Source organism: Acinetobacter sp. WCHAc060025, assembly GCF_004209355.1.
GTDB classification, from domain to species: Bacteria; Pseudomonadota; Gammaproteobacteria; order Pseudomonadales; family Moraxellaceae; genus Acinetobacter; species Acinetobacter wuhouensis.
In genome coordinates this window covers 48,733-75,301 of record NZ_SGSX01000008.1, presented here as the reverse complement: position 1 = coordinate 75,301, position 26,569 = coordinate 48,733, and the positions used below count along the sequence as shown (strand labels likewise).

Genomic DNA, 26,569 nt, shown 5'->3' with positions numbered 1-26,569 from the left:
TGGCATTAAGAATAGAGGTTTTTTCATGCAAGTTTATTTAGTAGGCGGTGCTGTCAGAGATCATTTACTCGGTCATCCCTATCACGAAAAAGATTATGTTGTTGTCGGTGCAACACCTGAACAACTTCTTGCCCAAGGTTATCAACCTGTGGGTAAAGACTTCCCTGTTTTTTTGCATCCTGAAACCAAAGATGAATATGCACTTGCCCGAACCGAACGTAAATCTGGGCATGGTTATCATGGCTTTGAGTTTTATACCGATCCTGCGGTAACCTTAGAAGAAGATTTAATTCGCCGTGATTTAACCATTAATGCAATTGCGATGGATGCCGATGGTCAAGTGTTTGATCCCTATCATGGTCAGGATGATTTAAATAATAAAATCCTGCGTCATGTATCTATTGCCTTTGCTGAAGATCCTTTACGTGTACTCCGTGTTGCCCGCTTTGCGGCACGTTATGCGCAATATGGCTTTTCAATTGCTGATGAAACTTTGGCATTGATGCGTCAACTCGCTGAGTCAGGTGAATTAGAAGCGCTAACCCCTGAACGTGTTTGGAAAGAAACCTCTCGTGCTTTGATGGAAGATCGTGCTGATGTTTATTTTCAAGTATTACGTGAATGTGGTGCTTTAAAAGTTTTATTCCCTGAAATTGATGCCTTGTTTGGTGTTCCACAACGTCCTGAATATCATCCTGAAATTGATTGTGGTATTCATACTCTGATGTCTTTGCAACAAGCTTGCAAAGCCAATTATTCTTTGGATGTGCGTTTTGCTGTCTTGGTTCATGACTTAGGTAAAGCTTTGACGCCTGAAGCAGAATTACCGCGTCATATCATGCATGAAGAACGTGGAATTAAGCCTGTGACTGAAGTATGTGATCGTTTAAAAGTTCCTACGTTAACCAAGCAACTTGCTTTAGCCGTATGTAAAGAGCATTTGAAATGTCATCAGGCATTTACTTTAAAAGCAGGCACGTTGTGGCGTTTGTTACAACGTCTGGATGTGTTGCGTCGTCCTGAGCGTGTTGAAGCTTTTGTGCAGGCGTGTGAATGTGATGCGCGTGGTCGTTTAGGTTTGGAGGATCGTGATTATCCTCAGGCAAACTATGTTTTAGATGCGATGAAAACTGTTCGTACGATTAAAGCTTCTGACCTGCCACCTGAAATTCAAGGTGCTGATATTGGTGAAATGTTGATTCAGAAACGTATAGAAGCGATTGGTCATTTAAAGCATGAGTTAGGTCATCATACACATACAGCATAAATAAACGAATCCTCTCAGAAATGGGAGGATTTTTTTAGGATACAGAAAAGTGGGAATCCGGCATGAATTTCATTTTACGACCTATAAATTTAGAACAAGACATTGAAGATATTACCAACCTCACTAAACAATTGGGCTATCCAACCAATGCTGAAAATTTATATGACCGCTTCAAAATAATCTCATTTGATAAAAATTATCATACTTTAGCTGTTGAATTTGATCATCATATTATAGCTTATACTGGTTTCATCCGTCTAAAAAGTTGGGAGATTGATGGAGAATTCATCAAAATTCAAGTTTTTGTCGTTGATGAAAATTATCGTAGTCAAGGTATCGGTAGATTGTTATTAAATGCGGTTGAAAATTTTGCAAAAGAACATCAAATTTTTAGGATTCTATTGAATAGTTCAAATCGTCCTGAACGTGAAATTGCCCATAAATTTTATAAAGATTTGGGTTTCGAAGCGAAAAGTACTGGTTTTCATAAATGGGTTAAGTTTTTATAATAATCATACTAAAACCCAAACTCATTATTCAAAACTGAGTACTAAATTTGAATCCAATTCAGATAATTTTTTTAAATCATTTCCACTTATTTTATCTACATTTTCATGCCATACAACCCACAACTCGATAAATCCCGAGCCTGTAATTGTTGAATCATCATGAAGTGTTGCACGTGTCAATGCACCATCTTCTTCATCTTCACTTTCAAGCCAATCAACATATTCAACATAAGGAAAAATTTTTTGAGGTGTTAATATACAAAATCCTTCGCCAATATTTTTTAGAATGACTTTTTCAATAATACTCATAATTTATTACACTTTATTAAAATATATGGTCGATAGGTGCAGGGCTCGAACCTGCGTCCATTCGGTCCCAGAGCCGAACGTTCTACCACTGAACTAACCTATCAAAATTTATAATTTACCTGAAAAGTATTTATTCTTTTTTAGATAATACGCTAAAAACGGATTATCAACCTCAACACCATTTACAAGTTCAGGTGTAGGATTGAACTTTACAATAGCATGAATTTTAGGTGCTATCCAACCCGATTTTTCAGGGTCTAAGTTTGCCAATATGCACTGTTGCACTACATCTGCCTTTGTACATACAACTTTATTCTGAAAAATTTCCCATGGAAAAGGAAGGTTACGCCATACAAGTGTATTAGGATCGAGCTGCCCTCCTGAATTAAAATGCCAAGCAGCAACATCCCCCGCCATTAACCTAAGTACTTTACCAAAGCAGATATCATCAAGTAATACTTCCAACCCCATTGCATAAATAAGTTGCATCCACTGATCACGAGCTTTATTCCATGCACCAGCCACATGGTTCCAAGTTGAAGAATCATTTCCTCGCTTAACAATCATTGTCTTGCGATTAATTTGATTATTGTTCCAAAGTTCCTCCAAAAATTTTGCTATATTTTCAAGAATATTTGTCCATCGCCCTAATAAAGCTCCCTTTTGATGATCTGACAAATGCCCCAAGACCTCTTGAGTCGTATAAATTTGTGCAATAGCCCACCAATTCGTACTTTCATTATGCTTACAACGATTGAATAACATGTCACAAATTTCATCAAATGGGCGTTCTTGAGATTCATTTGTAAATACACTACGTAAATTACTCCGTGCATTAAAATACGCAATAAAACAGGCACTACTTAGGTCACTTGTAAAGTTGTCATATACGATATGGTGCGCTAAGCCATGCTTTGCAATTTTTTCGAACTCATTCTTCTCAAGTTCCTTTTGTACAGTCTTTTGCTTTTTTTCTAAACGCTTTGCTAATCGCCATCTTTTATTATACTGCCGTTTGGACAACTGCAAATTTAGTAAATTACGCTCACTCTTATTCAGACGATCATGTATAAAATCATTCTTGCCTATTCGTTTTAATGAAGTATTTTCAATTTTTATTAAAACTTTTTGAATATCTTCGACATTTCTATCATCTAAATCTTGAAATTTTGAAAACTGAAACAATTCATTTACTTTCAAAATTTGTTTTTTTGCCCCAACGACATTTCTAAAATTTTGAGACATAGACGAATAAGAAATATTTCTACGAGAAAGTGCACCCTGAGCTGCTTTTTCTAAAATGATTTTTTCTTTACTGCTTAGTTGATCAGAAAGAAGTTTTCGTATCAATTCTGCAATATCTTCAGGACGCATTCTCTTATCTAAAGAATAATATAACTCATCTACAAAATTCATTTTATCCTCGTTCCACGAGTTTTATTCTGATAATAAAATCATATCTTGCCTAAAAATTTAAGCAAGATTTATCAAGATCACGACACATCCGCTGTAAAACTCACCACCTTTTCCAGCTTCATTTGATTGGTCACAACCATCAACAAACGATCAATTCCCAAAGCAATCCCTGAACATTCTGGCATATTTGGTAAAGCAGCAAGCAAATACTCATCTATCGGCATCACATGCAAGCCTAACTTTTCACGTTCTGCATTATCAGCTTCAAAACGACCACGCAACACATCTGCATCAATCAATTCATCATAAGCATTGGCAAGTTCCAAACCTTCGATATACAACTCAAAACGTGCCGCAACCAGTTCACCATCTTCATCTATACGAGTTTTAGCAAGTGACGCCATTTCAGGTGGAAAATCCGTTAAAAACACAGGCGTATCAAAACCTAAACTTGGCTCGACCATGTGCGAAAATAAAAGGTCGATATAACCCAAACGATCATCACCCAAATCCAAATTTAAACCCACACGGCGACAAGCGTCTTTTAATTCTTTCAATGTCGCTTGCAACGGATTTAAATCCAAACGATCCATAAAAGCATGTTTATAACTGTAGATCGTTGGGCGCACTTCACCAAAACGATCGACCAGAACTACATTGAGTAAATCTGTCACTTCCAGCATCAAATCTTTCAATGAAAATGCAGGACGATACCATTCCAGCATAGTGAATTCACTGTTGTGCTTACGCCCATGCTCATCATCACGGAATACTTTACAGATCTGATAAATCGCCCCACTGCCACTCGCAAGCAAACGCTTCATCGCAAATTCAGGTGAAGTCTGTAGATAATGGGTTTGTTTTTTGCCTTGAACATGACGCTGTGCCTGCACAGAAGCCAAATGCACATCAGTCACGCCTGCTTGAGAAAGTATAGGTGTTTCCACTTCCAACACATCACGTTCAGTAAAAAACTGACGAAGTTGAGCATACATTTTGGCACGGGCTTTTAATGCTTTTATGTCACAAGTCGGCTGATAATTTACAGATTCACTCATGCTTTTGGCCCACCATGTGCAGCCCATTCACGGCGTAAAGGATAAGTTTTACGCAAATAATCAAAAGCTTTTTGATCAACCTTTCCATCTTTTAGGCAAGCTCGCAGATTTTGATCATCACGTAAAATATTATAAATATCAGACAAATGATGCTTCAAAGTTTGTTTAATACTATTGCCATAGAAAAATTGGGCACATGCTGGAAGTTGCGACTCAAACTTTTTATGCGCAGGATAATCAAAAGTTTTACAAAAGGCTTCGTAAATCATTTGTGTACCACGTGCCTTACCTTCCAAGCTGTAGCCTGCGATATGTGGTGTCACGATGGTGATTAAATCTAATAATTGTTCTGAAATTTCAGGCTCATGCTCAAATACATCTAAGACTACTTTACGTTTTGTTTGAAGAATATCTTGAATTAAAGCAGCTTCTTCAATAACTGGACCACGTGCTGAATTAATCAAAATTGTTTCAGGCTTTACCATTGCCAAAGTTTCTGCATTGATCAAATGATAAGTTGGATACTCACCTGATTTCGTTAATGGTACATGTGTCGTAATTGCATCTGAATCTTTTAATAATTGTTCTAATTCTACTTGTTGAATATTTTCATGCTGTACAAATGGATCATAACCGATGACATTCCAACCCAAAAGTTGCGCCATATAAGCTAAACGTGAACCAACATTTCCAAGACCGATAATCCCTAAAGTGAATTGCTTCCCTTGATCTAAAAACTCAGGATCTATGTGTAATAAAGCTGTGATGACGTACTCTGCAACAGCCTGAGCATTACATCCGGCTGCATTTGACCAAGCAATTTGCTGTGCTTCTATTGCTGATATTTCCAGATGGTCAGTACCAATCGTGGCACTGCCCACAAATTTAAGTTGTGTATTTTGAATAAGTTGAGGATTTACTTTTGTGACTGATCGTATCAATAATGCTTCAGCATCTTGAACATCATCATGACTTAAACTACGCCCTGCTTTTTGCTGAATCTCACCAAATTCTGCAAAAAAATAATCAGTAAATGCTAGATTTTCATCTGCAACAATTTTCATAGTGTAGTCCAAGGTATTGATGCAACTATGATACCGCGTTGTAGTTTTGAAAACTATGAAGAAGCGATGTTCTTCTAAAATCGATCTGGTGTTTGTTCTGATTTTCTACGAATAAAAGTGTTGAATATCATATCCAATTAAATTTCTAAGTAGGTCAAACGATCTCGACCTAAACGCTTTGATTCATACAAAGCATTATCTGCGACATTTAAAATCTCATCATACGCCATCTGTTTATTTTTATATAAAGTCATACCAATACTTAATGTTAAATATGCAGAAATTTCTGATTTCTCATGAACTATTTTTTGGTCTCGTATGTCTTGTAAAATGTTTTCAGCAATCTGTTTTGATTCTTGTAAATTTGTATTCACCAAAACAATGACAAACTCTTCTCCTCCATAACGAATCGCCAAATCATCTTCTGAAATATGTCTTTTTAAGGTTTGAGCAACACGTATTAAAGCCAAATCACCTTGTTGATGCCCATAGACATCATTAAACATTTTAAAAAAATCTACATCAATAAATAGTACAGCTAAACTACTCTGAGATTGCTGTGTCCATTGAATCATTTCTTCCATTTGATACTTAAAACTACGCCGATTTCCCAATAATGTTAAAGTATCTTGTTGACTAATCGTGGTTAGATGTTTATTTAAAATTTCATACAATTTTTTATCTAGTTCAATAATTCGTGACTGTAAAAAGCGTACTCGTTCTGTGGAGACCGTTAAAATAGCAAGCCCTAAGCCCACTAAATTTCCCAAGATCATGACATTAAATAATACCCATGGTGGGACATGCTTAGCAGTCAATCCCAAGACAATACATGTCAAAACCGCGGCAATAATCCCTGCAACAAAAGTATGTAATGGTCTTAGCCCAGAACACATATAAGCAAACATCAACGCGAAAATGATAATCAGCGTACCACGCCATGTCATAGCCAGTGATTGCGTTAAAAATAAAACACTTTGAACGATAGTTAAACTGATACAAATGACGGTACTCACGATAGCACTATAATTATTTTTCCAAATCGGATGCTTCGCCATGATATAAATGCACAACAAAGCCACCCATCCTGTTGTATATGAAATCAAGGTCATGAATACATCATGATTTCTAAATTGTGCTTCAGTGGTAAAATAATTGATCGGTAAACTAATGATTTCAAAAATCAAATAAAAAATACTGGCTGGAATGAATGCACTGATAATCAACTTACAAATTCGTGCTTGTCGATCATTCCAGAACTTTTCTTCTAATTCTTCTGAAAATTGTGATGCGATTTGTTTTTTTTGATGACCCAATAAAGTTTCAAATTCATGTCGTTCTTTCTGAATATCTTCAACTTCATTTTCTAAGGTCATATTCTTCGCTATTGAAAGTTTAATGATGTGCGAAAAATTATTATAGACAATTCGTTTTAATTTAAAACAATTTTATAAAATATATATTTGAATAATAATGTTTATATTTAATATTAACTAAACATAATATTAAGTTTTTATTTAAAGAAAATGGCGCACTCGACCAGATTTTCTAAGTTATTCAATCACTCATAGAAACATTTTCAATCAGAGTCTTGTACCGTAAATAACTCATACTTTGAAATTTTGGGATACGTTTTTGTGTATCAACTTTTCAGAAAAACCTAATTATTGAATTAATATTACTGCATAACATCAATTCAATAATATTCTATTCTATAATTTGGGGGGGCAAATCATACTTCAAATCAATATCATTCAGACCGCCAAATTCACACTGTTTTTTTAATGGCTAATCAAGACAACTCACTCACTGTTCTTTTTGAGTAATCTATGCTTTCAATTGTCTGCTTTTCGACTGAAGCTTTTAAATTCACCAAGAAAATTGCGAGTGCTGCGATAAAACCAGGAATTGCAATCACTAAAAAATTCATTTGATGTGGTAATTGTAAAGTCAATAAAGCACCAGTTAGGACAGGTCCAACGATTGCACCGATACGACCAATGCCCGAAGCCCAGCCCATACCTGTTGAGCGTACTGCTGCTGGATAAAATTGTGCGACAAAAGTGTAAAGTAGTATTTGTGATCCAATCGTTGCAGCCCCTGCAATCGCAATCAGGCTATACAATAAAATTTGGTGGCTCTTAAATCCGAGTAAAATTAACGCCACAGCACCCACACTAAACATAATGGTTAATACAGGTTTTAAATGGAAACGGTCGGCCAAAACACCACCACCAATCGCACCAACCATGCCACCAATATTTAAAGCGAAAAGGAAAAGCATACTTGCGCCAAGTGAATAGCCTGCTTGGATCATTAATTTCGGTAACCAACTTCCAAGCGCATAAACCATTAACAAACACATGAAGAATGCCACCCAAAACATCATGGTGCTAAAAGTGCGACCTTGTTGAAATAAAGCTTTGAGTGGTGCTTCATCTTCACGACTTGCTTCATTTAAACTAAATTCAGTACTTGTTGTTATAATCTGCTGTGGTGAAATTTTTTGCACGATTTCAGCGACTTTATCTCTTTCACCTTTTTGAGTTAAAAACATCAATGATTCAGGTAAAAATTTCCAAATCAACGGCAGACATAACATTGGAATGCCTGCAATATAGAACATAATTTTCCAGCCATAATCAGCAACAAGCCATGCACCTAATAGCGCAGAAGTCATACCACCAATCGCATAACCACTAAACATTACTGCCACCAAAGTACTACGATTTTTTTTTGGTGCATATTCAGTCATTAAGGCGACAACATTCGGCATCACACCGCCAATTCCAAGCCCTGCAAGAAAACGTAAAATTCCAAACTCAATTGGTGTAGAAGCAAATGCACCCAGAAAAGTAAAACCGCTGAAAATAGCGACGCAAATCATAATGGTCTTTTTACGACCCAATTTATCTGACAGCGTCCCAAAACTCATTGCACCAAACATCATGCCAAATAGTGCTGTACTGGCTAGCAATCCCGCTTGAACTGCTGTTAATCCCCATTCTTGCATGAGTAATGGCAAAGCGACCCCATAAATCACCAAGTCATAGCCATCAAAAATAATGATCATCAAACACCACAACAAAACACTCCAATGAAATGGTGTAAATTTAGCGTCATCCACGATGCTATTTATATTTAATTTATTCGTTTGCATAACCAGCCTCCTGCTGAGAAACGTGATAAAAATTTCCCAAACAATGGATGAAGCCCTTTTTTTTGTCCAAAACCGATTACATATAAATCCATACCTAAAAGGTCGGCTTATTAAAATTAATAAAATAAACAACATCTTAAGAATAATTTATGCATCATATTGGTGTATATTTTTCATTAAATATTTTTAAAATGATTCTGAAAGAGAGCTTTAATTGTGTTTTTATTTAAAAAAGAACAGAAGTTTCTAATTTCAAATACGTTACTTTTCACATTAATTTTATTTATCTAACACCAATATAACGCTAAATCATCATTATCAATATCACTTTTAAGTGATGATATTTAATCATAGAATTAAATCACTCAATGATTAAATATCTCTCATTTCAATATTGATTTGCAAAATTTTGGCTTACGCACCCATCTTCAAATACTCGCTCGATCATATTGAAAGCCTTCCAAATCGTAGACTTGGTAAATGCAATCAAATAAAGAATGAATATCCTCGCTTTCATCCATGCAACGAATCGCCATAAAAATAGGACTTTTCGCAGAACTGTCTAATAGCGGGATATATTTCAAATTTGGCAATTGAATGGTTTTTGCACTTTCAGGAACGATACACATGCCTTCACCTGCGGCAACTAGTCCCAAAGCCAATTGAATTTCACGAACTTCTTTTAAGTTTTTAGGGTCTAAACCATGTTCAGAAAATAAATTGCGAACTTGAGTAGAAAAGTTCGGCTTAGGATGACTCGGATAGAGAAATAAATTTTCATCCTCGATATCGGCAAAATATGTACCTTTTGAATCTGCTAAAGAGTGGCTGGTATGCACTGCCAACATCAGTGGTTCTTCTCTGAGCAATACTCGACGTACCGCAGGATCTGAAATTTTTAAGCGTCCAAATCCAACATCAATCCGCCCTTCTTTCAGTGCTTGAATTTGATCTTTGGTGCTCATTTCCACCAATTCAATTTTGAGACGTGGTTGTTGCTGACGAAACATATAAACAATTTTCGGCAAAAGCCCATACAGTAATGACCCGACAAAGCCCATCGTCACAGCTTTTTCAATCAATCCAATGCGTTTGGTCATGGTTTTGACCTCTTCCGCATTAGACAAAAGTTTAACCGCATGTTGATAGAAAAATTGCCCAGCTTCAGTGGTTTTTAGCGGGCGGCTTCCTCTCTCAAATAATGAGATTCCAAGCTCACTTTCAAGATTTTGAATCTGTCTACTGAGTGGTGGTTGCGCGATAAAGAGTTTTTCAGCGGCTTTGGTAAAACTTTGCTCTTCCACAACAGCAACAAAATAGCGTAAATGCCTGAGTTCCATCTCAACACCATACCTTTAAGATATAAAAAAATGCAAATTTGATCTTAGACAGCGACCATCCATTCTTTTAAGGTATATCAAACACAAGATGTAAATCAAGTTTGTTCGTAGTCGATTGCTCTAGTCTGAGAATTAACGCTGAAAGATGACTCAACTAAGTAGCATTCGAAACTGAAAACCTTATGTCTTTTAAACAGGGATGCGTTATTTGCTCGCTACACATCATCCGCTAGCAAAGTAACGATACTCACAGAATTTAAGTCGCGAAAGCATTTAACAAAACTCAAAGCGTTGTCAATTCATCGTTCAAAAAATCCTTTGAATTGCCCACCACATGGATAGTCGGAGAACGGACATGCCTCGTATTCCAGTGATAAACACCAGTCACCTTGATCGTATAGATGAATTACTTGTCGATAATTTTGAAACAGGTGAATTTAAATTACATCGTTCAGTATTTACAGATCAAAGCCTGTTTGACCTTGAAATGAAATACATTTTCGAAGGCAATTGGGTGTATTTGGCACATGAAAGCCAAATCCCAAATAACAACGATTACTACACGACTTATATGGGTCGCCAACCGATTTTAATTGCGCGTAATCGCAATGGTGAACTCAATGCGATGATCAATGCATGTTCACATCGTGGTGCACAACTTTGTCGTCATAAACGTGGTAATAAAGCAACATATACCTGCCCTTTCCATGGTTGGACCTTTAATAACTCGGGTAAATTATTGAAAGTAAAAGACCCTGCTGATGCGGGTTATTCAGATTGTTTCAATAAAGATGGTTCACACGATCTTAAAAAAGTGGCTCGTTTTGAAAACTATAAAGGTTTCTTATTCGGTAGCTTAAACCCAGATGTGCCAAGCCTTGAAGAATTCCTTGGTGAAACAACCAAAGTGATTGACATGATTGTCGATCAATCTGAACAAGGTCTAGAAGTTTTACGTGGTGCATCGACCTATACCTTTGAAGGCAACTGGAAACTGACGGCTGAAAATGGTGCAGATGGTTATCACGTTTCTGCGGTGCATTGGAACTATGCAGCAACCACGCAACAGCGTAAAGAAAAAGAAGCCGGTGACAATGTACGTGCCATGAGTGCTGGTTCTTGGGGCAAACAAGGCGGTGGTTCTTACGGTTTTGACAATGGTCATATGTTGTTATGGACCCAATGGGGTAATCCTGAAGACCGTCCTAACTTTGCCAAAGCCGATGAATATACTGAAAAATTCGGTGCGCCAATGTCGAAGTGGATGATCGAACGTTCACGTAACCTTTGCTTATATCCAAACGTATATTTAATGGATCAATTCGGTTCGCAAATTCGTGTGGTTCGCCCAATTTCTGTCAATAAATCTGAAGTCACAATTTACTGTATCGCGCCAGTTGGTGAAGCACCTGAAGCACGTGCACGTCGTATTCGCCAATATGAAGATTTCTTTAATGCTTCTGGTATGGCAACACCAGATGATTTAGAAGAATTCCGTGCATGCCAAGCGGGCTATGCAGGCATCGAATTGGAATGGAACGACATGTGTCGTGGTTCTAAACATTGGATTCAAGGACCTGATGATGCAGCCAATGAAATCGGTTTAAAGCCTGCAATTAGCTGTATCAAAACAGAAGATGAAGGGCTTTACTTGGCACAGCATCAGTATTGGTTAAAAACCATGAAACATGCAATTTCTGCTGAAAAAGAACTGGCTGAATTAGAAGCGCCGACACAAGGAGAAGTAGCATGAGTACACAAGATAAAACTTCTTTGGAAAATATCTGTCAATTTCTCTATCGTGAAGCTCGCTTTTTAGACGATGAACAATGGGATGATTGGTTGGCATGTTATGCACCAAGCGCATCATTTTGGATGCCAGCTTGGGATGATGATGACAAATTAACAGAAGACCCACAGTCTGAAATTTCACTCATCTATTATCCAGACCGTCAAGGGCTTGAAGACCGTGTGTTCCGTATCAAAACTGAACGCTCATCTGCAACCATGCCTGATACACGAACTTCACACAACATTGCCAACGTGGAAGTGATTGAACGTGATGGCGACAAAGTAACAGTACGCTTCAATTGGAACACGCTCAGTTTCCGTTATAAAGCTTCATACAGCTACTTTGGTATGTCGAAATACGAAATAGATTTTTCAGCTGATCAGCCAAAAATCCTCAGTAAATATGTCGTACTGAAAAATGACTATATCAATCAAGTGATTGATATTTACCACCTCTAGAACGCGATTCTTCTCAAAAGTCGATTCAAAAACCACCTCTAAGACTGGGTTGATCAACTCAGCAAGGTCGCCGTTCAGCCATATGGAAATTTGACTGGGCGGCAGAAGATTTAGATACATTAAAAGGATTCTGCCATGTCAAACCATAATGTTGCACTTCAGTTCGAAGATGGCGTCACTCGCTTTATTTCCGTTGCACAAGATGAAACCCTTTCTGACGCAGCTTATCGTCAAAAAATCAATATTCCTCTAGACTGTCGTGATGGCGCTTGCGGAACATGTCGTGCATTTTGTGAATCTGGCAGTTATGACATGCCAGAAGAAAATTATATTGAAGATGCACTTACACCAGAAGAAGCTGAACAAGGCTATATTTTAGCGTGTCAATGTAAACCGACTTCGGACGCTGTATTTAAAATTTCGGCATCATCGGATGTTTGTAAAACACAAATTCACCAATTTCAAGGCACTCTCTCCCGCGTTGAAAATCTGTCTGATTCAACCATTACCTTTGATATTCAGTTGGATGAAGGTCAGCCTGAGATCAATTTCCTTGCTGGACAATATGTCAATGTGGGCATTCCAGGAACAACAGAAACACGTTCATATTCATTTAGCTCTAAACCAGGCAATCGTTTAACAGGTTTTGTGGTACGTAATGTACCAAATGGGAAAATGAGTGAGTTCCTGAGTAAAACTGTAAAATCTGGCGATAAAATGACCTTTACAGGACCTTTTGGTAGCTTCTATTTACGTGATGTTGCTCGCCCTGTACTTATGCTCGCAGGTGGTACAGGTATTGCACCATTTATGTCAATGCTGCAAGTTCTTGAAGAAAAAGGTTCAACACAACCTGTACGTCTAGTTTTTGGTGTAACCAATGATTTTGACTTAGTCGCGCTTGAAAAACTCAATGCACTTCAAGAGAAACTTCCATGGTTTGAATACCGTACTGTGGTTGCACATAATGACAGTCAACATGAACGCAAAGGCTATGTGACTGGGCATATTGAAAATGAATGGTTAAACAAAGGTGATGTCGACATCTATCTATGTGGTCCAGTACCAATGGTTGAAGCAGTCCGTAGTTGGTTAGATACCGAAGGTGTTAAACCGAAAAACTTCCTCTTTGAAAAATTCTCTGCGAATTAAATAGAGTCATCCCAACAAACCCCGTTTTCATAGAACGGGGTTTTAAAGTTTTTAGATTGATAGATTGGACTTCTTGCGTAAGACAAAACTGATCATGAATTGACAATAAAATGAATATTGCAAGTCCCTCCACCTGTGCCATAGATGTTTTGAAATGAGAGGATTGTAAAGGTGAAGTTTTTTTCCAAATAAATCCACACTCTCTTGCGAAATCCTATTTCTCATCCTTTAAAAAGAGAGGAAATTTTCATTGTTCAGTAATCAACTTCCGCATGCGGTCTATAAGGAATGGAGCATAAAATGTCAGATCGTCAAAGATTTTTAAATAAAGTCGTCATTGTTACAGGTGCTGCACAAGGCATTGGTCGTGGCGTTGCCCTACAAGTCACAGCAGAAGGTGCGCAAGCCATACTCGCAGATCGTTCTGAATTTGTTGAAGAAGTATGGGCAAAAATCAAAAGCAATGGTGGTAATGCAGTTACGATCAATGCAGATCTAGAAACCTACGCAGGTGCTCAAGCCGTTGTCGAAAAAGCCATTGCGACCTATGGGCGTGTTGATGTACTCATCAATAATGTCGGTGGTGCTATTTGGATGAAACCTTTTCAGGAATTTACTGAAGAAGAAATCATTAAAGAAGTCAATCGCTCTTTATTTCCAACCATGTGGTGCTGTCGTGCTGTCTTGCCTGAGATGATCAAGAATCAACAAGGTACGATTGTCAATGTATCTTCAATCGCGACGCGCGGCATTAACCGTATTCCCTACTCTGCATCTAAAGGTGGCGTGAATGGTTTGACTGCTTCTTTGGCTTTTGAACATGCCAAAGATAATATCCGTGTCAATGCGATCGCAACTGGTGGCACAGAAGCACCGCCACGTAAAGTTCCTCGCAACAGTAATCCAATGTCTGAACACGAAACCCAATGGATGCAAGAAGTGGTTGATCAAACCATAGATCGTACTTTCTTAGGTCGTTATGGCACAATCCAAGAACAAGTGAATGCAATTACTTTCCTTGCTTCCGATGATTCTTCATATATTACAGGTACAGTAGTTCCAGTCGGTGGCGGTGATCAAGGTTAATTCATCTATTTAATCAATCACTCAATCCATTACGCAAGGATGCATACAATGGCAAATCTTTTACAGACTTTAAAAGAAGACTGGTCACTATCAGCCACAGTTGCAGGATTTTTAGCAGTTCTGATTTCATACTCAGGGCCACTGATTATTTTCTTTCAAGCCGCACAACAAGCCCACGTTTCGACTGCCATGATGATTTCATGGATTTGGGGCATTTCGATTGGCGCTGCGATTGCGGGAATTTATTTATCAATTAAGTTTAAAGTTCCTGTAATCACCGCATGGTCTGCGCCAGGTACGGCACTGTTGGTCACACTCTTTCCCCATGTTTCATTGAATGAAGCTGTCGCGGCTTATCTCACGACCGCCATTGTGATTTTCATCATTGGGATTACAGGCTATTTTGATAAATTATTGAAATGGATTCCTCAAGATGTTGCCGCAGGAATGATGGCAGGCATTCTATTTCAATTTGGTTTGGGCTTATTTAAAGCCACGGACAGCATGCCACTCATCGTCTTTGGCATGTTGTTAGTATTTTTGATTGCCAAACGCTTTACACCACGCTATGCCATGCTATGGGTACTGGTTTCAGGTGTTGCCCTTAGCTTAATCATGGGCAAAATGAATCCTGTTACGGTTGATTTTAGCCTTGCCATTCCACAATTTATTATGCCTGAATGGACATTGAACTCTACGTTAAATTTAGCCTTGCCTTTAATCCTTGTGAGTTTAACGGGACAATTCCTACCAGGTATGGCGATTATGCGTTTGAGTGGTTATGACACACCTGCAAAACCCATCATTGCAGTAACCAGTATTGCATCCTTTGCGGTGGCATGTGTTGGAGGAATTACCATTGTGTTGGCATCCATTACAGCAGCCTTATGTATGGGCAAAGATGCGCATGAATTAAAGGACAAACGCTATATTGCAGGCATTGCCAATGGAATATTTTATATTTTAGGTGGCTTATTTGCAGGCAGTATCGTCATGCTGTTTAGTTTATTACCTAAAGAATTGGTGGCAGCATTAGCAGGTCTCGCACTACTTGGCGCAATTGCGACGAATATTTCAGTGGCAATGAAAAATGAAGCGCAACGTGAAGCTGCGCTGATTACTTTTTTGGCGACTGCATCTGGAATGCATTTCCTAGGACTAAGCTCTGTATTTTGGGGCATTTGTATTGGTGTACTTGCACATTTGATTTTAAATAAACGCCATGCTTCTTCCTAAGTCTTTCAACATGCTTGTAATCAGTCAAAAAAATCATTACATCTATAAGTTATTTCTAGTGGTGTTTATTGATTAATTTCAATTCTCACTGCTTCTCATGGTATTGGTAATTTTCAATAAATCACCAAACCATATGTTTGATTTTTTGTCAGCCCTCTTACGCCCCACCACGTCAAATTTCTACGATTATATTCAAATCTGTGCAATATACTGTTTGAACTCTCCCTAACTCTCTGATTTTTACAGGTCGTAAATCGTCCTAAAATCATTAAATTCTCAATAATATCTTTTACTTTTAAATCTGATGAATTGTTTAAATTTAAATCAGGCATCATTTTTATGTGACATTGGTAATACTTTACTCTTCGGGCGTTATCACAAAGTCGTATAAATCGCTAAATTTCACAACAATATACTTTTTAAGTATCTAAAGATACCGAATTCGGACTGGTTAAGGATATTACATTAAATTAAGGTATATATAACGATTATTCACAAAGCAATATCAGGATTAATGCTGAACAAACGCATAAGATGATTTTAAAAATATGACGTGAATCAGCATTATGGCAATATTAAGGAGATAGCCATGACAGCCAACAATGTTAGAATTTTCGAGACAGAAGAAGTACAAAACTTCATCAATTTGCTTAGCGGACTTGAGCAAGAAGGTGGAAACCCACGTACTAAGCAAATCATTCATCGAGTGGTTTCTGACTTATTTAAAACTATTGAAGATTTAAACATTACTTCTGATGAATATTGGGCTGCGATTGCATATCTAAACCAATTGGGTACAAGTCATGAAGCTGGTTTACTTTCTCCAGGTTTAGGTTTCGACCATTTCCTTGATCTACGTATGGACGCTGCTGATGCTGCTTTAGGTATTGACAACCCGACACCACGTACAATCGAAGGTCCTCTTTATGTTGCAGGCGCACCTGTTGCACAAGGCTTTGCTCGTATGGATGATGGTAGTGATCCAAATGGTCATACTCTGATTTTACACGGTACAATTTACAATGCAGATGGTCAACCTATTCCAAATGCGCAGGTTGAAATCTGGCATGCCAATACTAAAGGCTTCTATTCACACTTTGACCCAACTGGCGAACAAACACCGTTCAATATGCGCCGCACCATTATGACAGATGCACAAGGTCATTATCGTGTACAGACGATTCTACCTGCTGGTTATGGTTGCCCTCCTGATGGTCCAACACAACAGTTGCTTAACCAATTAGGTCGTCATGGTAACCGCCCTGCACATATTCACTTCTTCGTGTCTGCAGATGGTCATCGTAAACTTACCACGCAGATTAATGTTGCTGGCGACCCGTACACTTATGATGACTTTGCTTATGCAACGCGTGAAGGTCTTGTTGTAGATGCGATTGAACATACAGATGCGGCAGTAAGCCTGGCAAATGGTGTTGAAGGTCCTTTTGCTGAAATGGTATTTGACCTTAAGCTGAGCCGTCTGGTTGATGGTGTAGACAACCAAGTGGTAGACCGCCCTCGCCTAGAAGTTTGATATTCTCAAACTTGATCTGTTGAATATTAAAATCAGGCTGGCTGTAACAGTTTAGCCTGATTTTATTTTATGGAAAGATAGAAAATAATATGGATATTCATACTTTCGATGCTGCAACCCACGATATTTTAGCCATTCTCCCAGAATACGATATGCCATTGGCTCGGTTGCGTGCCATATTACAGGCAGGTCAGATTCCAACGGTTACCGTTATTGGCAAGTATAATCATGGTAAAAGCCGACTGTTAAATGAACTGATTGGTAACGATATTTTCTCTGTGGCAGATAAAAGAGAAACTGTAAATCTCTCTGAACATTTGCAACATAATATTCGTTGGTTAGATGCACCTGGCTTAGATGCCGATGTTGCAGCTATTGATGATCAATATGCTCAAGATGCCATGTGGAATAAAGCAGATATTCGCCTGATAATCCATTCTGTGCGTGAAGGTGAATTTGATCCTTTTGAATTACAATTATTTCAACAATTCGAGCAAGATACAGAGCAAACACAACGCCAAAGTATTTTGGTACTAACACAAATTGACCAAATCCCAGATCAAACTGTCTTAGCTCACATCATTGACAGTATTCAAAAACAAGCCCCTGCTGCAACTATTTTACCTGTATCTGCGACACGCCATCGTCAAGGTGTAGAAAACTCAAAACAGCTTTTAGTACAGCGTAGTGGTATCCCTGAGTTACAACAAAAACTCAGCAATATGGTTGATACGGTTCCAACTGTGCGCCAGTTTGAAAAAAGTAAGATTTTTGCAGATCTCAAAAAACAACTGTCACAACAACAAGAAACCACTGAAGCCAATATTCAACAACTTAACAATACGCTACAACAGCAACGCCAAGCCTTTGAACAGGATCTGAATCAGGTCTTGAATAAAGTACGTCAAGACTTACAACCCATTTTGCATATTTCTGGACAGGATGATTCATTAGAACCAGATTCATTTGCCAATATGTATAAGTTGACTGCGGGCAAGCGTGATCGTAACCGCATACAAGTGGCTTACTCCCGTGCATGTATTGAAATCAACAGTCATCTGGTGCGTTATGGTGTGGTGGGTTTACCTGATACACAAAAAAGTAATGTGCGTAGTTTAGACACGGTCATGGTTGCAGTACTGGGTATCTCCGTCAAACTTCGTAAAGACTTAAAGCTCATTTTTGAAGATGAATCAGGACGTGAACGTTTACGCCGTGAATTTGCCCATTATTTTGAATTATCCACTGATCGAATGCATCTGAAACAGCAATTACAGGATTTACAGCAACAGCTTCAACACATCATGCAAGCTCAACAGGCATCAAAGACGCTGGAGCAAACATCATGATCCATAACTCAATTCAAACTTTCATTCATGCCACCAAAGCCTTTGATCAACCTAAAAAAGATATTGTTGCACATTTAGATAAAATGCATGCTTGGCATCAACAGCTGGCGCGCAATCTCAATCATCAGCGTTTAAACAGTCATGGGCTAACTTCAGAAAGTTCTATAGCACTGGATATTGCGACACTCAATGCCCAACTTGACCGTTACCTCAACCATTGGGAAACCCAGTCAGATACCTTGCATGCTGCGCAATCCATCGCAGATCACTTTGACGACAAAATTATTTTGCTGATTTTTGGAAAGTTCAACGCCGGTAAAAGCTCTTTATGTAATGTATTGGCAGAATGTTTTCACAGACATCAGCAAAGTGTTGAGTATTTTTATCTTGAAGATGGTGAAATTGTTGAAAGCCAGGATCGTTTTAAAGAAGGTGCAACAGAAACCACCACACGTTTACAAGGTGTTTGTTTAGGTAAAAATTTAATCCTGTTAGACACCCCAGGATTGCATTCAGTAACACCTGAAAATGCAGACTTGACTCAGCGCTTTTTAGACAGTGCGGATGGTGTACTCTGGTTAAGCAGTTCATCTTCACCTGGTCAGGTCAAAGAGTTAGCCGCTCTGGGGCAAGAATTACGTCGACATAAACCTTTATTGCCTGTGATCACCCGCAGTGATTATTTTGAAGAAGATGAAGTTGATGGTGATATTTGTCAGGTTTTATGTAATAAAAGCCCTGAACAACGTCATTTACAAGAAAGTGATGTACATACCCGTGCGATGGATCAACTCATAGAAATGCACGTTGATCCAAGCCTGCTGCAATTCCCAATTTCTACATCTTCCCAGATGCTAAAAAATGCTGACTTTAATGATCAAGCGATGCAAAGTGCTAGTTTCGATCGTTTATTTAATGCATTAATGCATTTGATTCAACCTGCTTTAGCTTATAAGCAACGTAAACCCGCAGAAGCTTTACTACACCATTTGCAAGAACAGATTTTAACTCCATTACAGGTGGAAATTGTCCCTCAATTGCATCAATTACAACAAAATCTGAACCATGCTAGTGATACATTGGTGCAAAGCAAAGAGCAAATCATGACCCAAACTTGGCGCGGTATGATTGCAACGTTACCAAGTCTATTGGAACAATTTGCTGAGCAACAAGCTGTAGATGAGCTTTACAGCACTTTGACACAACAGGCGGAACAATCTCTGTCTCAACAGATTTCAGATACCTTAGTCGATTATCAACTGCAGAGTCTTCCATTTGAACCACTAAAATTTGCTAAGCATCTCACCTATGAAGTCATTTATGCTGATGATACAAAAGAAATCTTAGCCATTGGACATGACCGTTTGTACGCTGAAATCTCACAAAGCTTATGGCAAAAACTAGATGTGCATACAGATGAAGTTATTTCACAATGCCAAAAAATACTGAACAACATTCAAACGCAAATTGAGGTTATTCAGCAAGGCTTAAGCCATGATGAACAAGCCTTACAACAGATTGCTCATTGTTTAAGAATGAAGGATTAAAACGAATTTAATCACGATATAAAAGATGATCATTATTGAGTAAATATCATCATGAGCTTAATCAACTCAATGAACTGTATTAATCCTCATTGAGTTGAATTGGCATTTCATTTTCCTCAAATACTTGCTTAATACACTCTAAAATACCGGGAATATATGCACTTTGATCCATATTTCGAACCGATAAAGAAATTGGACTGTATGCTTCTAAATCGAGAATTGGGATATAAATTAAATTTTTCATTCCAATATCACTGGCACTCTCAGGAATTAAGCAAATTCCCTCCCCCGATGATACCAATCCAAGTGCTAAATGAATTTCACGGACTTCTGTAAACTTTTTCGGCACTAATCCCAATTCTGTAAAAACAGACTGAATTAATGTTGAAAAGTTCGGTTTAGGCGTAATTGGATAGGAGAATATCGACTCATCTAAAATCTGTGATAAATACAAACCTGTATCAATAGACTCTGCCAAATGATGATTTTTATGTACTGCAAGTTTGAGACGTTCTTTGCGTAAGAATAGCCGCTTAATGGATGGATCCGTTAATCTCAATCGACCAAAGCCAATATCAATTTTTCCTGCTTTTAAAGCTTCGATCTGATTTCGTGTCCCGCACTCAATAAGCTCCACATGAATGTCAGGGTGTCGCTGTCGGAATAAATAAATTATTTGGGGTAATAAGGCATAAAGCAACGAACTAACATAACCAATTCGTACCGTTTTATCTACCGTATTAATACGTCGAGCCATTGAAGTTGCTTGTGCAGTATGGGTCAATATTTGCACAGCATGTTCATAGAAGAACATCCCTGCCTCAGTAGTTTTAACTGGGCGAGAACCTCGTTCAAACAAGGTAATACCTAATTCTTCTTCTAATTTTTGAATTTGTCGACTTAAAGGCGGTTGAGCAATACACAACTTTTCTGCAGCCTTGGTAATACTTTGCTCTTCAACAACAGTAACAAAATATCGTAAATGTCGTAATTCCATGACTAGCCCTCTTTTATATACCTTATAAGTATCTAAAAATACCATTATCAGCCTAGTTAAAGATATTACATTAAATTAAGGTATATAAATAGTTAAACACTGAAGAAAAATTTGCAATGTATACATCCATAGAAACATTGCTTGTTGAGATTCCAACCATCCGTCCGCACAAGATGGCGGTTGCAACAATGCAAACACAAACCTTAGTACTGGTCAAAGTAAGCACGGAAGATGGCTTTATCGGCTGGGGTGAAGCGACCACAATCGGTGGCTTAGGCTATGGTGAAGAAAGTCCAGAAAGTGTTAAAACCAATATTGAAACTTATTTTGCGCCCTTATTAAAAAGCTTAAACGGCTTAAATGTCGCACAAACGATGCAAATGATTAACCGCAATATCAACGGCAATCGTTTTGCAAAATGCGCAATTCAAACAGCACTACTCGATATCCAATCACAACGATTAGGTCTACCTTTAAGCGAAGTCTTAGGCGGACGTTTGCGTGACAGCATTTCAGTTCTTTGGGTTCTTGCATCTGGCAATACTGAAAAAGACATTGCTGAAGCGCAAAAAATGATTGAAAGCAAACGTCATAATGTCTTCAAACTAAAAATCGGCTCTCGCCCTGTAGAACAAGATATTGAACATGTTTTAGCGATAAAAAAAGCATTGGGCGATGACATTTCAATTCGTGTCGATGTCAATCGTGCTTGGTCTGAGTTAACAGCGATTAAAGGCATTCAAATGCTCCAAGACGGTGGCATTGATCTAATTGAACAACCTTGTGCCATTAACAATATCGATGCAATGGAACGACTGACGCGTAAGTTTGATATTGCCATTATGGCTGATGAATCTTTAATGGGGCCACAAAGCGCTTATGAACTGGCTAAACGTAATGCTGCTTCTGTTTTTGCAGTTAAAGTCGCACAGTCTGGCGGTTTAATTGAAGGCTGCGAAGTTGGAAAAATTGCCAATTTAGCAGGAATCGACCTCTATGGTGGCACCATGCTTGAAGGTCCAGTCGGAACAATTGCATCGGCTCACGTATTTTCTACATTCAGCAACTTAGCTTATGGCACTGAACTTTTTGGTCCGTTACTACTCACTGAACAAATTTTAAAAACACCTCTTCAATATGAAAACTTTGAGCTCAAAATCCCAACAGGTTTAGGCTTAGGTATTGAATTGGATGAAGACAAAATCGACAACCTACGTCGCCAATAATTGAAGGAGTCGTCATGCTTTTCCAAGTAAAAATGGATGTTCATATCCCACTCGATATGCCAACAGAAAAAGCCAATGAAATTAAAGCTGTTGAAAAAGCATATTCTCAAGATTTGCAACGTCAAGGGAAATGGCGTCACATTTGGCGCATAACGGGTCAGTATTCCAATATCAGTATTTTTGATGTTGAAAGTAATGAAGAGTTACACAATATCTTACAAGGCTTACCCCTCTACCCTTATATGGATATTCAAGTGACTGCTTTAAATCGTCACCCGTCTTCTATTCGTGAAGATGATACCTGATCAGAAATCAAGCCACTCTAACATCTTAGGGTGGCTTGAACCCCCTTTAGAACGTAACGTCAGTTGAGTGATTCAATAACAATGCTTCCGATTTAAGGCTTAATTTCTAAAGTTATCGCAACACCACAATTTCTACGCATAACTATTCAGAAGCGATATTTATGCATAGAAATTCATGAAAATGCAGATAAGGTTAATCACATGATTGATAAAAGCACACTTGCACTTAAGCAAGTTCTCTCGCAGATTAAAGATGGTTCCACCATCATGATTGGTGGATTTGGCACAGCAGGACAACCCGCTGAACTGATTGATGGCTTGATCGAGCTAGGTGTGAAAGACCTTGTCATTATCAATAACAACGCAGGTAATGGAGATTACGGTTTAGCTAAACTTCTAAAAGCAGATGCAGTTCGTAAAATTATTTGTTCGTTCCCGCGTCAGTCAGACTCTTGGGTCTTTGATGAATTGTATCGTGCAGGAAAAATCGAACTCGAACTTGTACCACAAGGTAATTTGGCTTGTCGTATCCAAGCTGCAGGCATGGGCTTAGGACCAATTTATACACCTACAGGTTTTGGAACAATGCTTGCTGAAGGCAAGCCGACCTTAAATTATGAAGGCAAAGATTTCGTTTTAGAAAATCCAATCAAAGCTGATTTTGCTTTAATCAAAGCGCATCAAGGTGATCGTTGGGGCAATTTAGTCTATAACAAATCTGCACGTAACTTCGGTCCAATCATGGCAATGGCAGCAGATGTGACGATTGCACAAGTGTCAGAAGTGGTTGAACTCGGTGCACTAGATCCTGAACATATCATTACCCCAGGGATTTTTGTTCAACACGTTGTCGCTGTCGGTTCTACTGACAATAACGCACAGTAATTAGATACGGAGAATTTAAAATGAGTTATACAAAATTAAGCCGTGACCAAATTGCTGAACGTGTAGCGCAAGACATTCCAGATGGTGCTTATGTCAATCTAGGCATTGGCTTACCGACCAAAATTTCAAATTACCTACCATCGGATAAAGACGTATTTTTACATTCTGAAAATGGTTTATTAGCGTTTGGTCCACCACCTGCGGAAGAAGATCGTGATCCTGAATTAATTAATGCAGGTAAAGAATTCGTTACCATGCTGACGGGTGGTTGCTTTTTCCATCATGGTGATTCATTTGCCATGATGCGTGGTGGACACTTAGATATTGCTGTTTTGGGTGCATTCCAAATTGCTGAAAATGGCGATTTGGCGAATTGGCATACAGGTGCACCAGATGCAATTCCTGCTGTCGGTGGCGCGATGGATTTAGCTGTAGGTGCGAAAAAAGTTTTCATTACCACCGACCATGTGACCAAAAAAGGCGAACCGAAAATCGTCGCAGAACTGTCTTATCCTGCGACAGGTTTGAAATGTGTAGACCGTATTTATACAGACCTTTGCGTGATTGATGTGACTGCGGAAGGCATGAAAGTCATTGAAAAAGTGGATGGTTTAAGCTTTGACGAATTGCAGTCGATGACGGGTGCTAAGTTAATTGATGCAACTGCTTAAGGCTCTTTAGAAATATATAGAATCTCCTTTTTCAAAGGTAGACTTCAAAGCATAAATCTCCCCTAACCCCTCTTTGAAAAAGAGGGGGACTTTGACCAATAAATATTTATTTTTCATTGGAAAGTCTCCCTCCTTTCAGGAGGATTAAGGGAGGTAAAGGATTTAAAAATGAAAAACGCATATATTATCGATGCCATCCGTACACCTTTTGGACGCTATGCAGGCGGTTTAGCACCAGTCCGTGCAGATGATCTTGGCGCATTACCCATCCAAGCTTTAATTGAACGTAATCCATCGGTAAATTGGGAATTGGTTGACGATGTGATCTACGGCTGTGCCAACCAAGCAGGCGAAGATAACCGTAATGTCGGACGTATGTCTGCACTTTTGGCAGGTGTGCCCTACCAAGTGCCTGCAACCACAGTCAACCGTTTATGTGGTTCATCGCTGGATGCTGTGGCAATGGCAGCCCGTGCAATCAAAGCAGGTGAAGCCGATTTGATCATTGCAGGCGGTGTAGAAAGCATGTCACGTGCTCCTCTTGTCATGGATAAATCTGACAGTGCATACGGTCGTAGCCAAAAACTTGAAGACACCACGATGGGTTGGCGTTTTATCAATCCAAAGCTGAAAGAAATGTATGGTGTTGAAACCATGCCACAAACGGCTGAAAATGTGGCTGAACAATTTAATATCAATCGTGCCGATCAAGACAGATTTGCATTAACCAGTCAGCAACGTACTGCGGCTGCACAAGCTAACGGTTTCTTTGCTAAAGAAATCATTGCCGTGACCATTCCACAGCGTAAAGGTGATGCGATTGTGGTAGATACCGATGAACATCCACGTGCATCGACCACGATTGAAGGTTTAACCAAACTTAAACCCGTGGTCAAAGCCGATGGTACTGTCACTGCGGGCAATGCTTCAGGGATTAATGATGGTGCTGCTGCATTATTGATTGCTTCCGATGAAGCCATTGAAAAGTACAATTTAAAAGCTCGCGCTAAAATTATTGGTGCAACTACTGTTGGTGTTGAACCCCGCATCATGGGCTTTGGTCCTGCACCTGCAATTAAAAAGTTATTGGCTCAAACAGGTCTAAGTTTAGAGCAAATGGATGTGATTGAGCTGAATGAAGCGTTTGCCGCTCAAGCTTTAGCAGTCACTCGTGATTTGGGTTTAGAAGATGGTGCAACACACGTCAATCCAAATGGTGGTGCGATTGCGATAGGTCATCCGCTCGGTGCATCAGGTGCACGTCTAGTCACAACGGCACTGAATCAACTTGAAGCTATTGGTGGCAAATATGCCCTATGTTCAATGTGTATCGGTGTAGGTCAAGGCATCGCTTTGATTATTGAACGAGTTTAAAACAATTAATAATCCCCTCCCTTTTATAAAGGGAGGTCGGGAGGGATTTATACATGCCAAAATTTACATCCAACGATGCCGAAATCAATTACCAAACATTTGGTGATGCGAATCACCCTGCGATTGTATTTTCAAATTCGCTAGGTACGAAATACAGTATGTGGCAAGTGCAAATTGAGCATTTTCAAAAAGATCATTTTGTAATTTGTTATGACACACGTGGTCATGGACAATCTTCTGCTCCACAAGGTCCATATACCATCGATCAATTAGGGCAAGATATGGTGAATCTTTTAGATCACCTCAACATTCAAAAAGCAGACTTTTGCGGAATTTCAATGGGTGGCGTAACTGGACAATGGTTAGCGATTCATCATTCTGCACGATTTAACCATGTGATCGTCTGCAACACGGCTGCAAAAATTGGTCAGGAACAAGCATGGTTAGACCGTGCCAAACTTGTTCGTGAACAAGGCTTAAAACCAATTGCAGAAACAGCAGCATTACGTTGGTTTACAGAACGCTTTATCCAAAGCCAATCAACAATTGTAGAATCCATGAGTAACGACCTCGCAGCTGGCAGTGCAGAGGGTTATGCAATTTGTTGTGAGGCTTTGGCTAAGGCGGATTTACGTGAAGATTTAAAGAGTATCAGCGTGCCTGTTTTGGTGATTGCAGGTCAACAAGATCCTGTAACCACAGTTGCTGATGGACAATTCATGGTCGATCGTATTGCCAATGCAGAGCTATTTGAAATAGATGCTTCTCATATTTCCAATGTAGAAAAGCCTCAAGAATTTAACCAAGCTTTGGAAAAATTCTTAGCTAGATAGT

General features: G+C 38.8%; 24 protein-coding genes and 1 tRNA gene. 16 read left to right on the top strand and 9 right to left on the bottom strand.

Annotated elements, in window-relative coordinates:
* Window positions 1–25: 25 nt before the first annotated feature.
* Both EXE09_RS08365 and EXE09_RS08360 read left to right on the top strand, forming a co-directional pair.
* The gene (locus EXE09_RS08365) at window positions 26–1,267 is read left to right on the top strand and encodes a multifunctional CCA addition/repair protein (protein WP_068975273.1); all 1,242 of its coding nucleotides are present in this window, start codon (window positions 26–28) and stop codon (window positions 1,265–1,267) included.
* Window positions 1,268–1,329: 62 nt separating this feature from the next.
* Window positions 1,330–1,776: a GNAT family N-acetyltransferase gene (locus EXE09_RS08360; protein WP_130116966.1), complete on the top strand. Its 447-nt coding sequence runs from the start codon at window positions 1,330–1,332 to the stop codon at window positions 1,774–1,776.
* A 24-nt stretch (window positions 1,777–1,800) separates the two neighbouring features.
* On the opposite strand, the gene EXE09_RS08355 is transcribed toward EXE09_RS08360, so the two are convergent.
* The 8 genes from EXE09_RS08355 to EXE09_RS08320 form a co-directional block, all read right to left on the bottom strand.
* Complete coding sequence (locus EXE09_RS08355; protein ID WP_130116965.1) at window positions 1,801–2,085, bottom strand: hypothetical protein; 285 nt, start codon at window positions 2,083–2,085, stop codon at window positions 1,801–1,803.
* 30 nt (window positions 2,086–2,115) lie between these two features.
* Window positions 2,116–2,188 (bottom strand) — tRNA-Gln (locus EXE09_RS08350).
* Window positions 2,189–2,193: 5 nt separating this feature from the next.
* Window positions 2,194–3,501, bottom strand: coding sequence for a hypothetical protein (locus tag EXE09_RS08345; protein ID WP_130116964.1), 1,308 nt, complete (start codon window positions 3,499–3,501; stop codon window positions 2,194–2,196).
* 77 nt (window positions 3,502–3,578) lie between these two features.
* A complete protein-coding gene (gene epmA / locus EXE09_RS08340; protein WP_130116963.1) occupies window positions 3,579–4,559 on the bottom strand; it encodes an EF-P lysine aminoacylase EpmA in 981 nt (326 codons plus the stop codon).
* Window positions 4,556–5,623, bottom strand: coding sequence for a 4-phosphoerythronate dehydrogenase (locus EXE09_RS08335; protein ID WP_130116962.1), 1,068 nt, complete (start codon window positions 5,621–5,623; stop codon window positions 4,556–4,558). Before EXE09_RS08335 ends, epmA begins: the two co-directional genes overlap by 4 nt.
* Before the next feature lie 137 nt (window positions 5,624–5,760).
* Window positions 5,761–6,999 (bottom strand): GGDEF domain-containing protein, encoded by a 1,239-nt coding sequence (locus EXE09_RS08330; protein WP_130116961.1) that lies wholly within the window; start codon window positions 6,997–6,999, stop codon window positions 5,761–5,763.
* A gap of 416 nt (window positions 7,000–7,415) precedes the next feature.
* Window positions 7,416–8,783: an MFS transporter gene (locus tag EXE09_RS08325; RefSeq protein WP_130116960.1), complete on the bottom strand. Its 1,368-nt coding sequence runs from the start codon at window positions 8,781–8,783 to the stop codon at window positions 7,416–7,418.
* Window positions 8,784–9,211: 428 nt separating this feature from the next.
* Window positions 9,212–10,123, bottom strand: a complete 912-nt coding sequence (locus EXE09_RS08320; RefSeq protein WP_130116959.1) for a LysR family transcriptional regulator — start codon at window positions 10,121–10,123, stop codon at window positions 9,212–9,214.
* A 355-nt stretch (window positions 10,124–10,478) separates the two neighbouring features.
* Between EXE09_RS08320 and benA the strand changes: the two genes are divergently transcribed.
* From benA to EXE09_RS08280, 8 genes are all read left to right on the top strand, one after another.
* Complete coding sequence (gene benA, locus EXE09_RS08315; protein WP_130116958.1) at window positions 10,479–11,876, top strand: benzoate 1,2-dioxygenase large subunit; 1,398 nt, start codon at window positions 10,479–10,481, stop codon at window positions 11,874–11,876.
* Window positions 11,873–12,373, top strand: coding sequence for a benzoate 1,2-dioxygenase small subunit (benB, locus tag EXE09_RS08310; RefSeq protein ID WP_130116957.1), 501 nt, complete (start codon window positions 11,873–11,875; stop codon window positions 12,371–12,373). The genes benA and benB overlap by 4 nt, the downstream gene beginning before the upstream one ends.
* A gap of 135 nt (window positions 12,374–12,508) precedes the next feature.
* Window positions 12,509–13,525, top strand: coding sequence for a benzoate 1,2-dioxygenase electron transfer component BenC (benC, locus tag EXE09_RS08305; protein ID WP_130116956.1), 1,017 nt, complete (start codon window positions 12,509–12,511; stop codon window positions 13,523–13,525).
* Window positions 13,526–13,825: 300 nt separating this feature from the next.
* Window positions 13,826–14,611: a 1,6-dihydroxycyclohexa-2,4-diene-1-carboxylate dehydrogenase gene (locus EXE09_RS08300; RefSeq protein ID WP_130116955.1), complete on the top strand. Its 786-nt coding sequence runs from the start codon at window positions 13,826–13,828 to the stop codon at window positions 14,609–14,611.
* 48 nt (window positions 14,612–14,659) lie between these two features.
* Complete coding sequence (benE, locus tag EXE09_RS08295; protein ID WP_087553513.1) at window positions 14,660–15,847, top strand: benzoate/H(+) symporter BenE; 1,188 nt, start codon at window positions 14,660–14,662, stop codon at window positions 15,845–15,847.
* A gap of 589 nt (window positions 15,848–16,436) precedes the next feature.
* On the top strand, window positions 16,437–17,381 hold the full coding sequence (gene catA / locus EXE09_RS08290) for a catechol 1,2-dioxygenase (RefSeq protein ID WP_130116954.1): 945 nt from the start codon (window positions 16,437–16,439) through the stop codon (window positions 17,379–17,381).
* An 89-nt stretch (window positions 17,382–17,470) separates the two neighbouring features.
* Window positions 17,471–18,730 carry a GTPase gene (locus tag EXE09_RS08285; RefSeq protein WP_130116953.1) on the top strand — a complete coding sequence of 420 codons (1,260 nt, stop codon included), beginning with the start codon at window positions 17,471–17,473 and terminating at the stop codon, window positions 18,728–18,730.
* Entirely contained in the window at window positions 18,727–20,277 is a 1,551-nt protein-coding gene (locus EXE09_RS08280) for a dynamin family protein (protein ID WP_171478623.1), read from the top strand. The genes EXE09_RS08285 and EXE09_RS08280 overlap by 4 nt, the downstream gene beginning before the upstream one ends.
* Before the next feature lie 79 nt (window positions 20,278–20,356).
* Here EXE09_RS08280 and catM read toward each other — a convergent pair whose 3' ends face one another.
* Entirely contained in the window at window positions 20,357–21,274 is a 918-nt protein-coding gene (gene catM / locus EXE09_RS08275; RefSeq protein WP_130116951.1) for a cis,cis-muconate-binding transcription regulator CatM, read from the bottom strand.
* A gap of 116 nt (window positions 21,275–21,390) precedes the next feature.
* Between catM and EXE09_RS08270 the strand changes: the two genes are divergently transcribed.
* The 6 genes from EXE09_RS08270 to pcaD all read left to right on the top strand — a co-directional run bounded on the left by EXE09_RS08270 (window position 21,391) and on the right by pcaD (window position 26,568).
* Window positions 21,391–22,500, top strand: coding sequence for a muconate/chloromuconate family cycloisomerase (locus tag EXE09_RS08270; RefSeq protein WP_130116950.1), 1,110 nt, complete (start codon window positions 21,391–21,393; stop codon window positions 22,498–22,500).
* A 14-nt stretch (window positions 22,501–22,514) separates the two neighbouring features.
* Window positions 22,515–22,805, top strand: a complete 291-nt coding sequence (gene catC, locus EXE09_RS08265; protein WP_065992825.1) for a muconolactone Delta-isomerase — start codon at window positions 22,515–22,517, stop codon at window positions 22,803–22,805.
* Between the two features lie 201 nt (window positions 22,806–23,006).
* Window positions 23,007–23,690 (top strand): 3-oxoacid CoA-transferase subunit A, encoded by a 684-nt coding sequence (locus EXE09_RS08260; RefSeq protein ID WP_130116949.1) that lies wholly within the window; start codon window positions 23,007–23,009, stop codon window positions 23,688–23,690.
* 20 nt (window positions 23,691–23,710) lie between these two features.
* Window positions 23,711–24,361, top strand: coding sequence for a 3-oxoacid CoA-transferase subunit B (locus EXE09_RS08255; RefSeq protein ID WP_068974774.1), 651 nt, complete (start codon window positions 23,711–23,713; stop codon window positions 24,359–24,361).
* A 168-nt stretch (window positions 24,362–24,529) separates the two neighbouring features.
* A complete protein-coding gene (gene pcaF / locus EXE09_RS08250) occupies window positions 24,530–25,735 on the top strand; it encodes a 3-oxoadipyl-CoA thiolase (protein ID WP_130116948.1) in 1,206 nt (401 codons plus the stop codon).
* A 53-nt stretch (window positions 25,736–25,788) separates the two neighbouring features.
* Entirely contained in the window at window positions 25,789–26,568 is a 780-nt protein-coding gene (pcaD, locus tag EXE09_RS08245) for a 3-oxoadipate enol-lactonase (protein WP_130116947.1), read from the top strand.
* Window position 26,569 lies beyond the last annotated feature (1 nt).

Bases quoted from the DNA above. Each gene is read 5' to 3' on its own strand.
- EXE09_RS08280 (WP_171478623.1), top strand. From the start codon at position 18,727: ATGATCCATAACTCAATTCAAACTTTCATTCATGCCACCAAAGCCTTT.
- pcaF (WP_130116948.1), top strand. From the start codon at position 24,530: ATGAAAAACGCATATATTATCGATGCCATCCGTACACCTTTTGGACGC.
- EXE09_RS08325 (WP_130116960.1), bottom strand. From the start codon at position 8,783: ATGCAAACGAATAAATTAAATATAAATAGCATCGTGGATGACGCTAAA.
- catA (WP_130116954.1), top strand. From the start codon at position 16,437: ATGACAGCCAACAATGTTAGAATTTTCGAGACAGAAGAAGTACAAAAC.
- benA (WP_130116958.1), top strand. From the start codon at position 10,479: ATGCCTCGTATTCCAGTGATAAACACCAGTCACCTTGATCGTATAGAT.
- EXE09_RS08355 (WP_130116965.1), bottom strand. From the start codon at position 2,085: ATGAGTATTATTGAAAAAGTCATTCTAAAAAATATTGGCGAAGGATTT.
- benB (WP_130116957.1), top strand. From the start codon at position 11,873: ATGAGTACACAAGATAAAACTTCTTTGGAAAATATCTGTCAATTTCTC.
- EXE09_RS08335 (WP_130116962.1), bottom strand. From the start codon at position 5,623: ATGAAAATTGTTGCAGATGAAAATCTAGCATTTACTGATTATTTTTTT.
- EXE09_RS08330 (WP_130116961.1), bottom strand. From the start codon at position 6,999: ATGACCTTAGAAAATGAAGTTGAAGATATTCAGAAAGAACGACATGAA.
- EXE09_RS08365 (WP_068975273.1), top strand. From the start codon at position 26: ATGCAAGTTTATTTAGTAGGCGGTGCTGTCAGAGATCATTTACTCGGT.
- EXE09_RS08285 (WP_130116953.1), top strand. From the start codon at position 17,471: ATGGATATTCATACTTTCGATGCTGCAACCCACGATATTTTAGCCATT.
- pcaD (WP_130116947.1), top strand. From the start codon at position 25,789: ATGCCAAAATTTACATCCAACGATGCCGAAATCAATTACCAAACATTT.
- EXE09_RS08360 (WP_130116966.1), top strand. From the start codon at position 1,330: ATGAATTTCATTTTACGACCTATAAATTTAGAACAAGACATTGAAGAT.
- benC (WP_130116956.1), top strand. From the start codon at position 12,509: ATGTCAAACCATAATGTTGCACTTCAGTTCGAAGATGGCGTCACTCGC.
- catC (WP_065992825.1), top strand. From the start codon at position 22,515: ATGCTTTTCCAAGTAAAAATGGATGTTCATATCCCACTCGATATGCCA.
- EXE09_RS08345 (WP_130116964.1), bottom strand. From the start codon at position 3,501: ATGAATTTTGTAGATGAGTTATATTATTCTTTAGATAAGAGAATGCGT.
- EXE09_RS08255 (WP_068974774.1), top strand. From the start codon at position 23,711: ATGAGTTATACAAAATTAAGCCGTGACCAAATTGCTGAACGTGTAGCG.
- EXE09_RS08270 (WP_130116950.1), top strand. From the start codon at position 21,391: ATGTATACATCCATAGAAACATTGCTTGTTGAGATTCCAACCATCCGT.
- EXE09_RS08320 (WP_130116959.1), bottom strand. From the start codon at position 10,123: ATGGAACTCAGGCATTTACGCTATTTTGTTGCTGTTGTGGAAGAGCAA.
- catM (WP_130116951.1), bottom strand. From the start codon at position 21,274: ATGGAATTACGACATTTACGATATTTTGTTACTGTTGTTGAAGAGCAA.
- EXE09_RS08300 (WP_130116955.1), top strand. From the start codon at position 13,826: ATGTCAGATCGTCAAAGATTTTTAAATAAAGTCGTCATTGTTACAGGT.
- epmA (WP_130116963.1), bottom strand. From the start codon at position 4,559: ATGAGTGAATCTGTAAATTATCAGCCGACTTGTGACATAAAAGCATTA.
- EXE09_RS08260 (WP_130116949.1), top strand. From the start codon at position 23,007: ATGATTGATAAAAGCACACTTGCACTTAAGCAAGTTCTCTCGCAGATT.
- benE (WP_087553513.1), top strand. From the start codon at position 14,660: ATGGCAAATCTTTTACAGACTTTAAAAGAAGACTGGTCACTATCAGCC.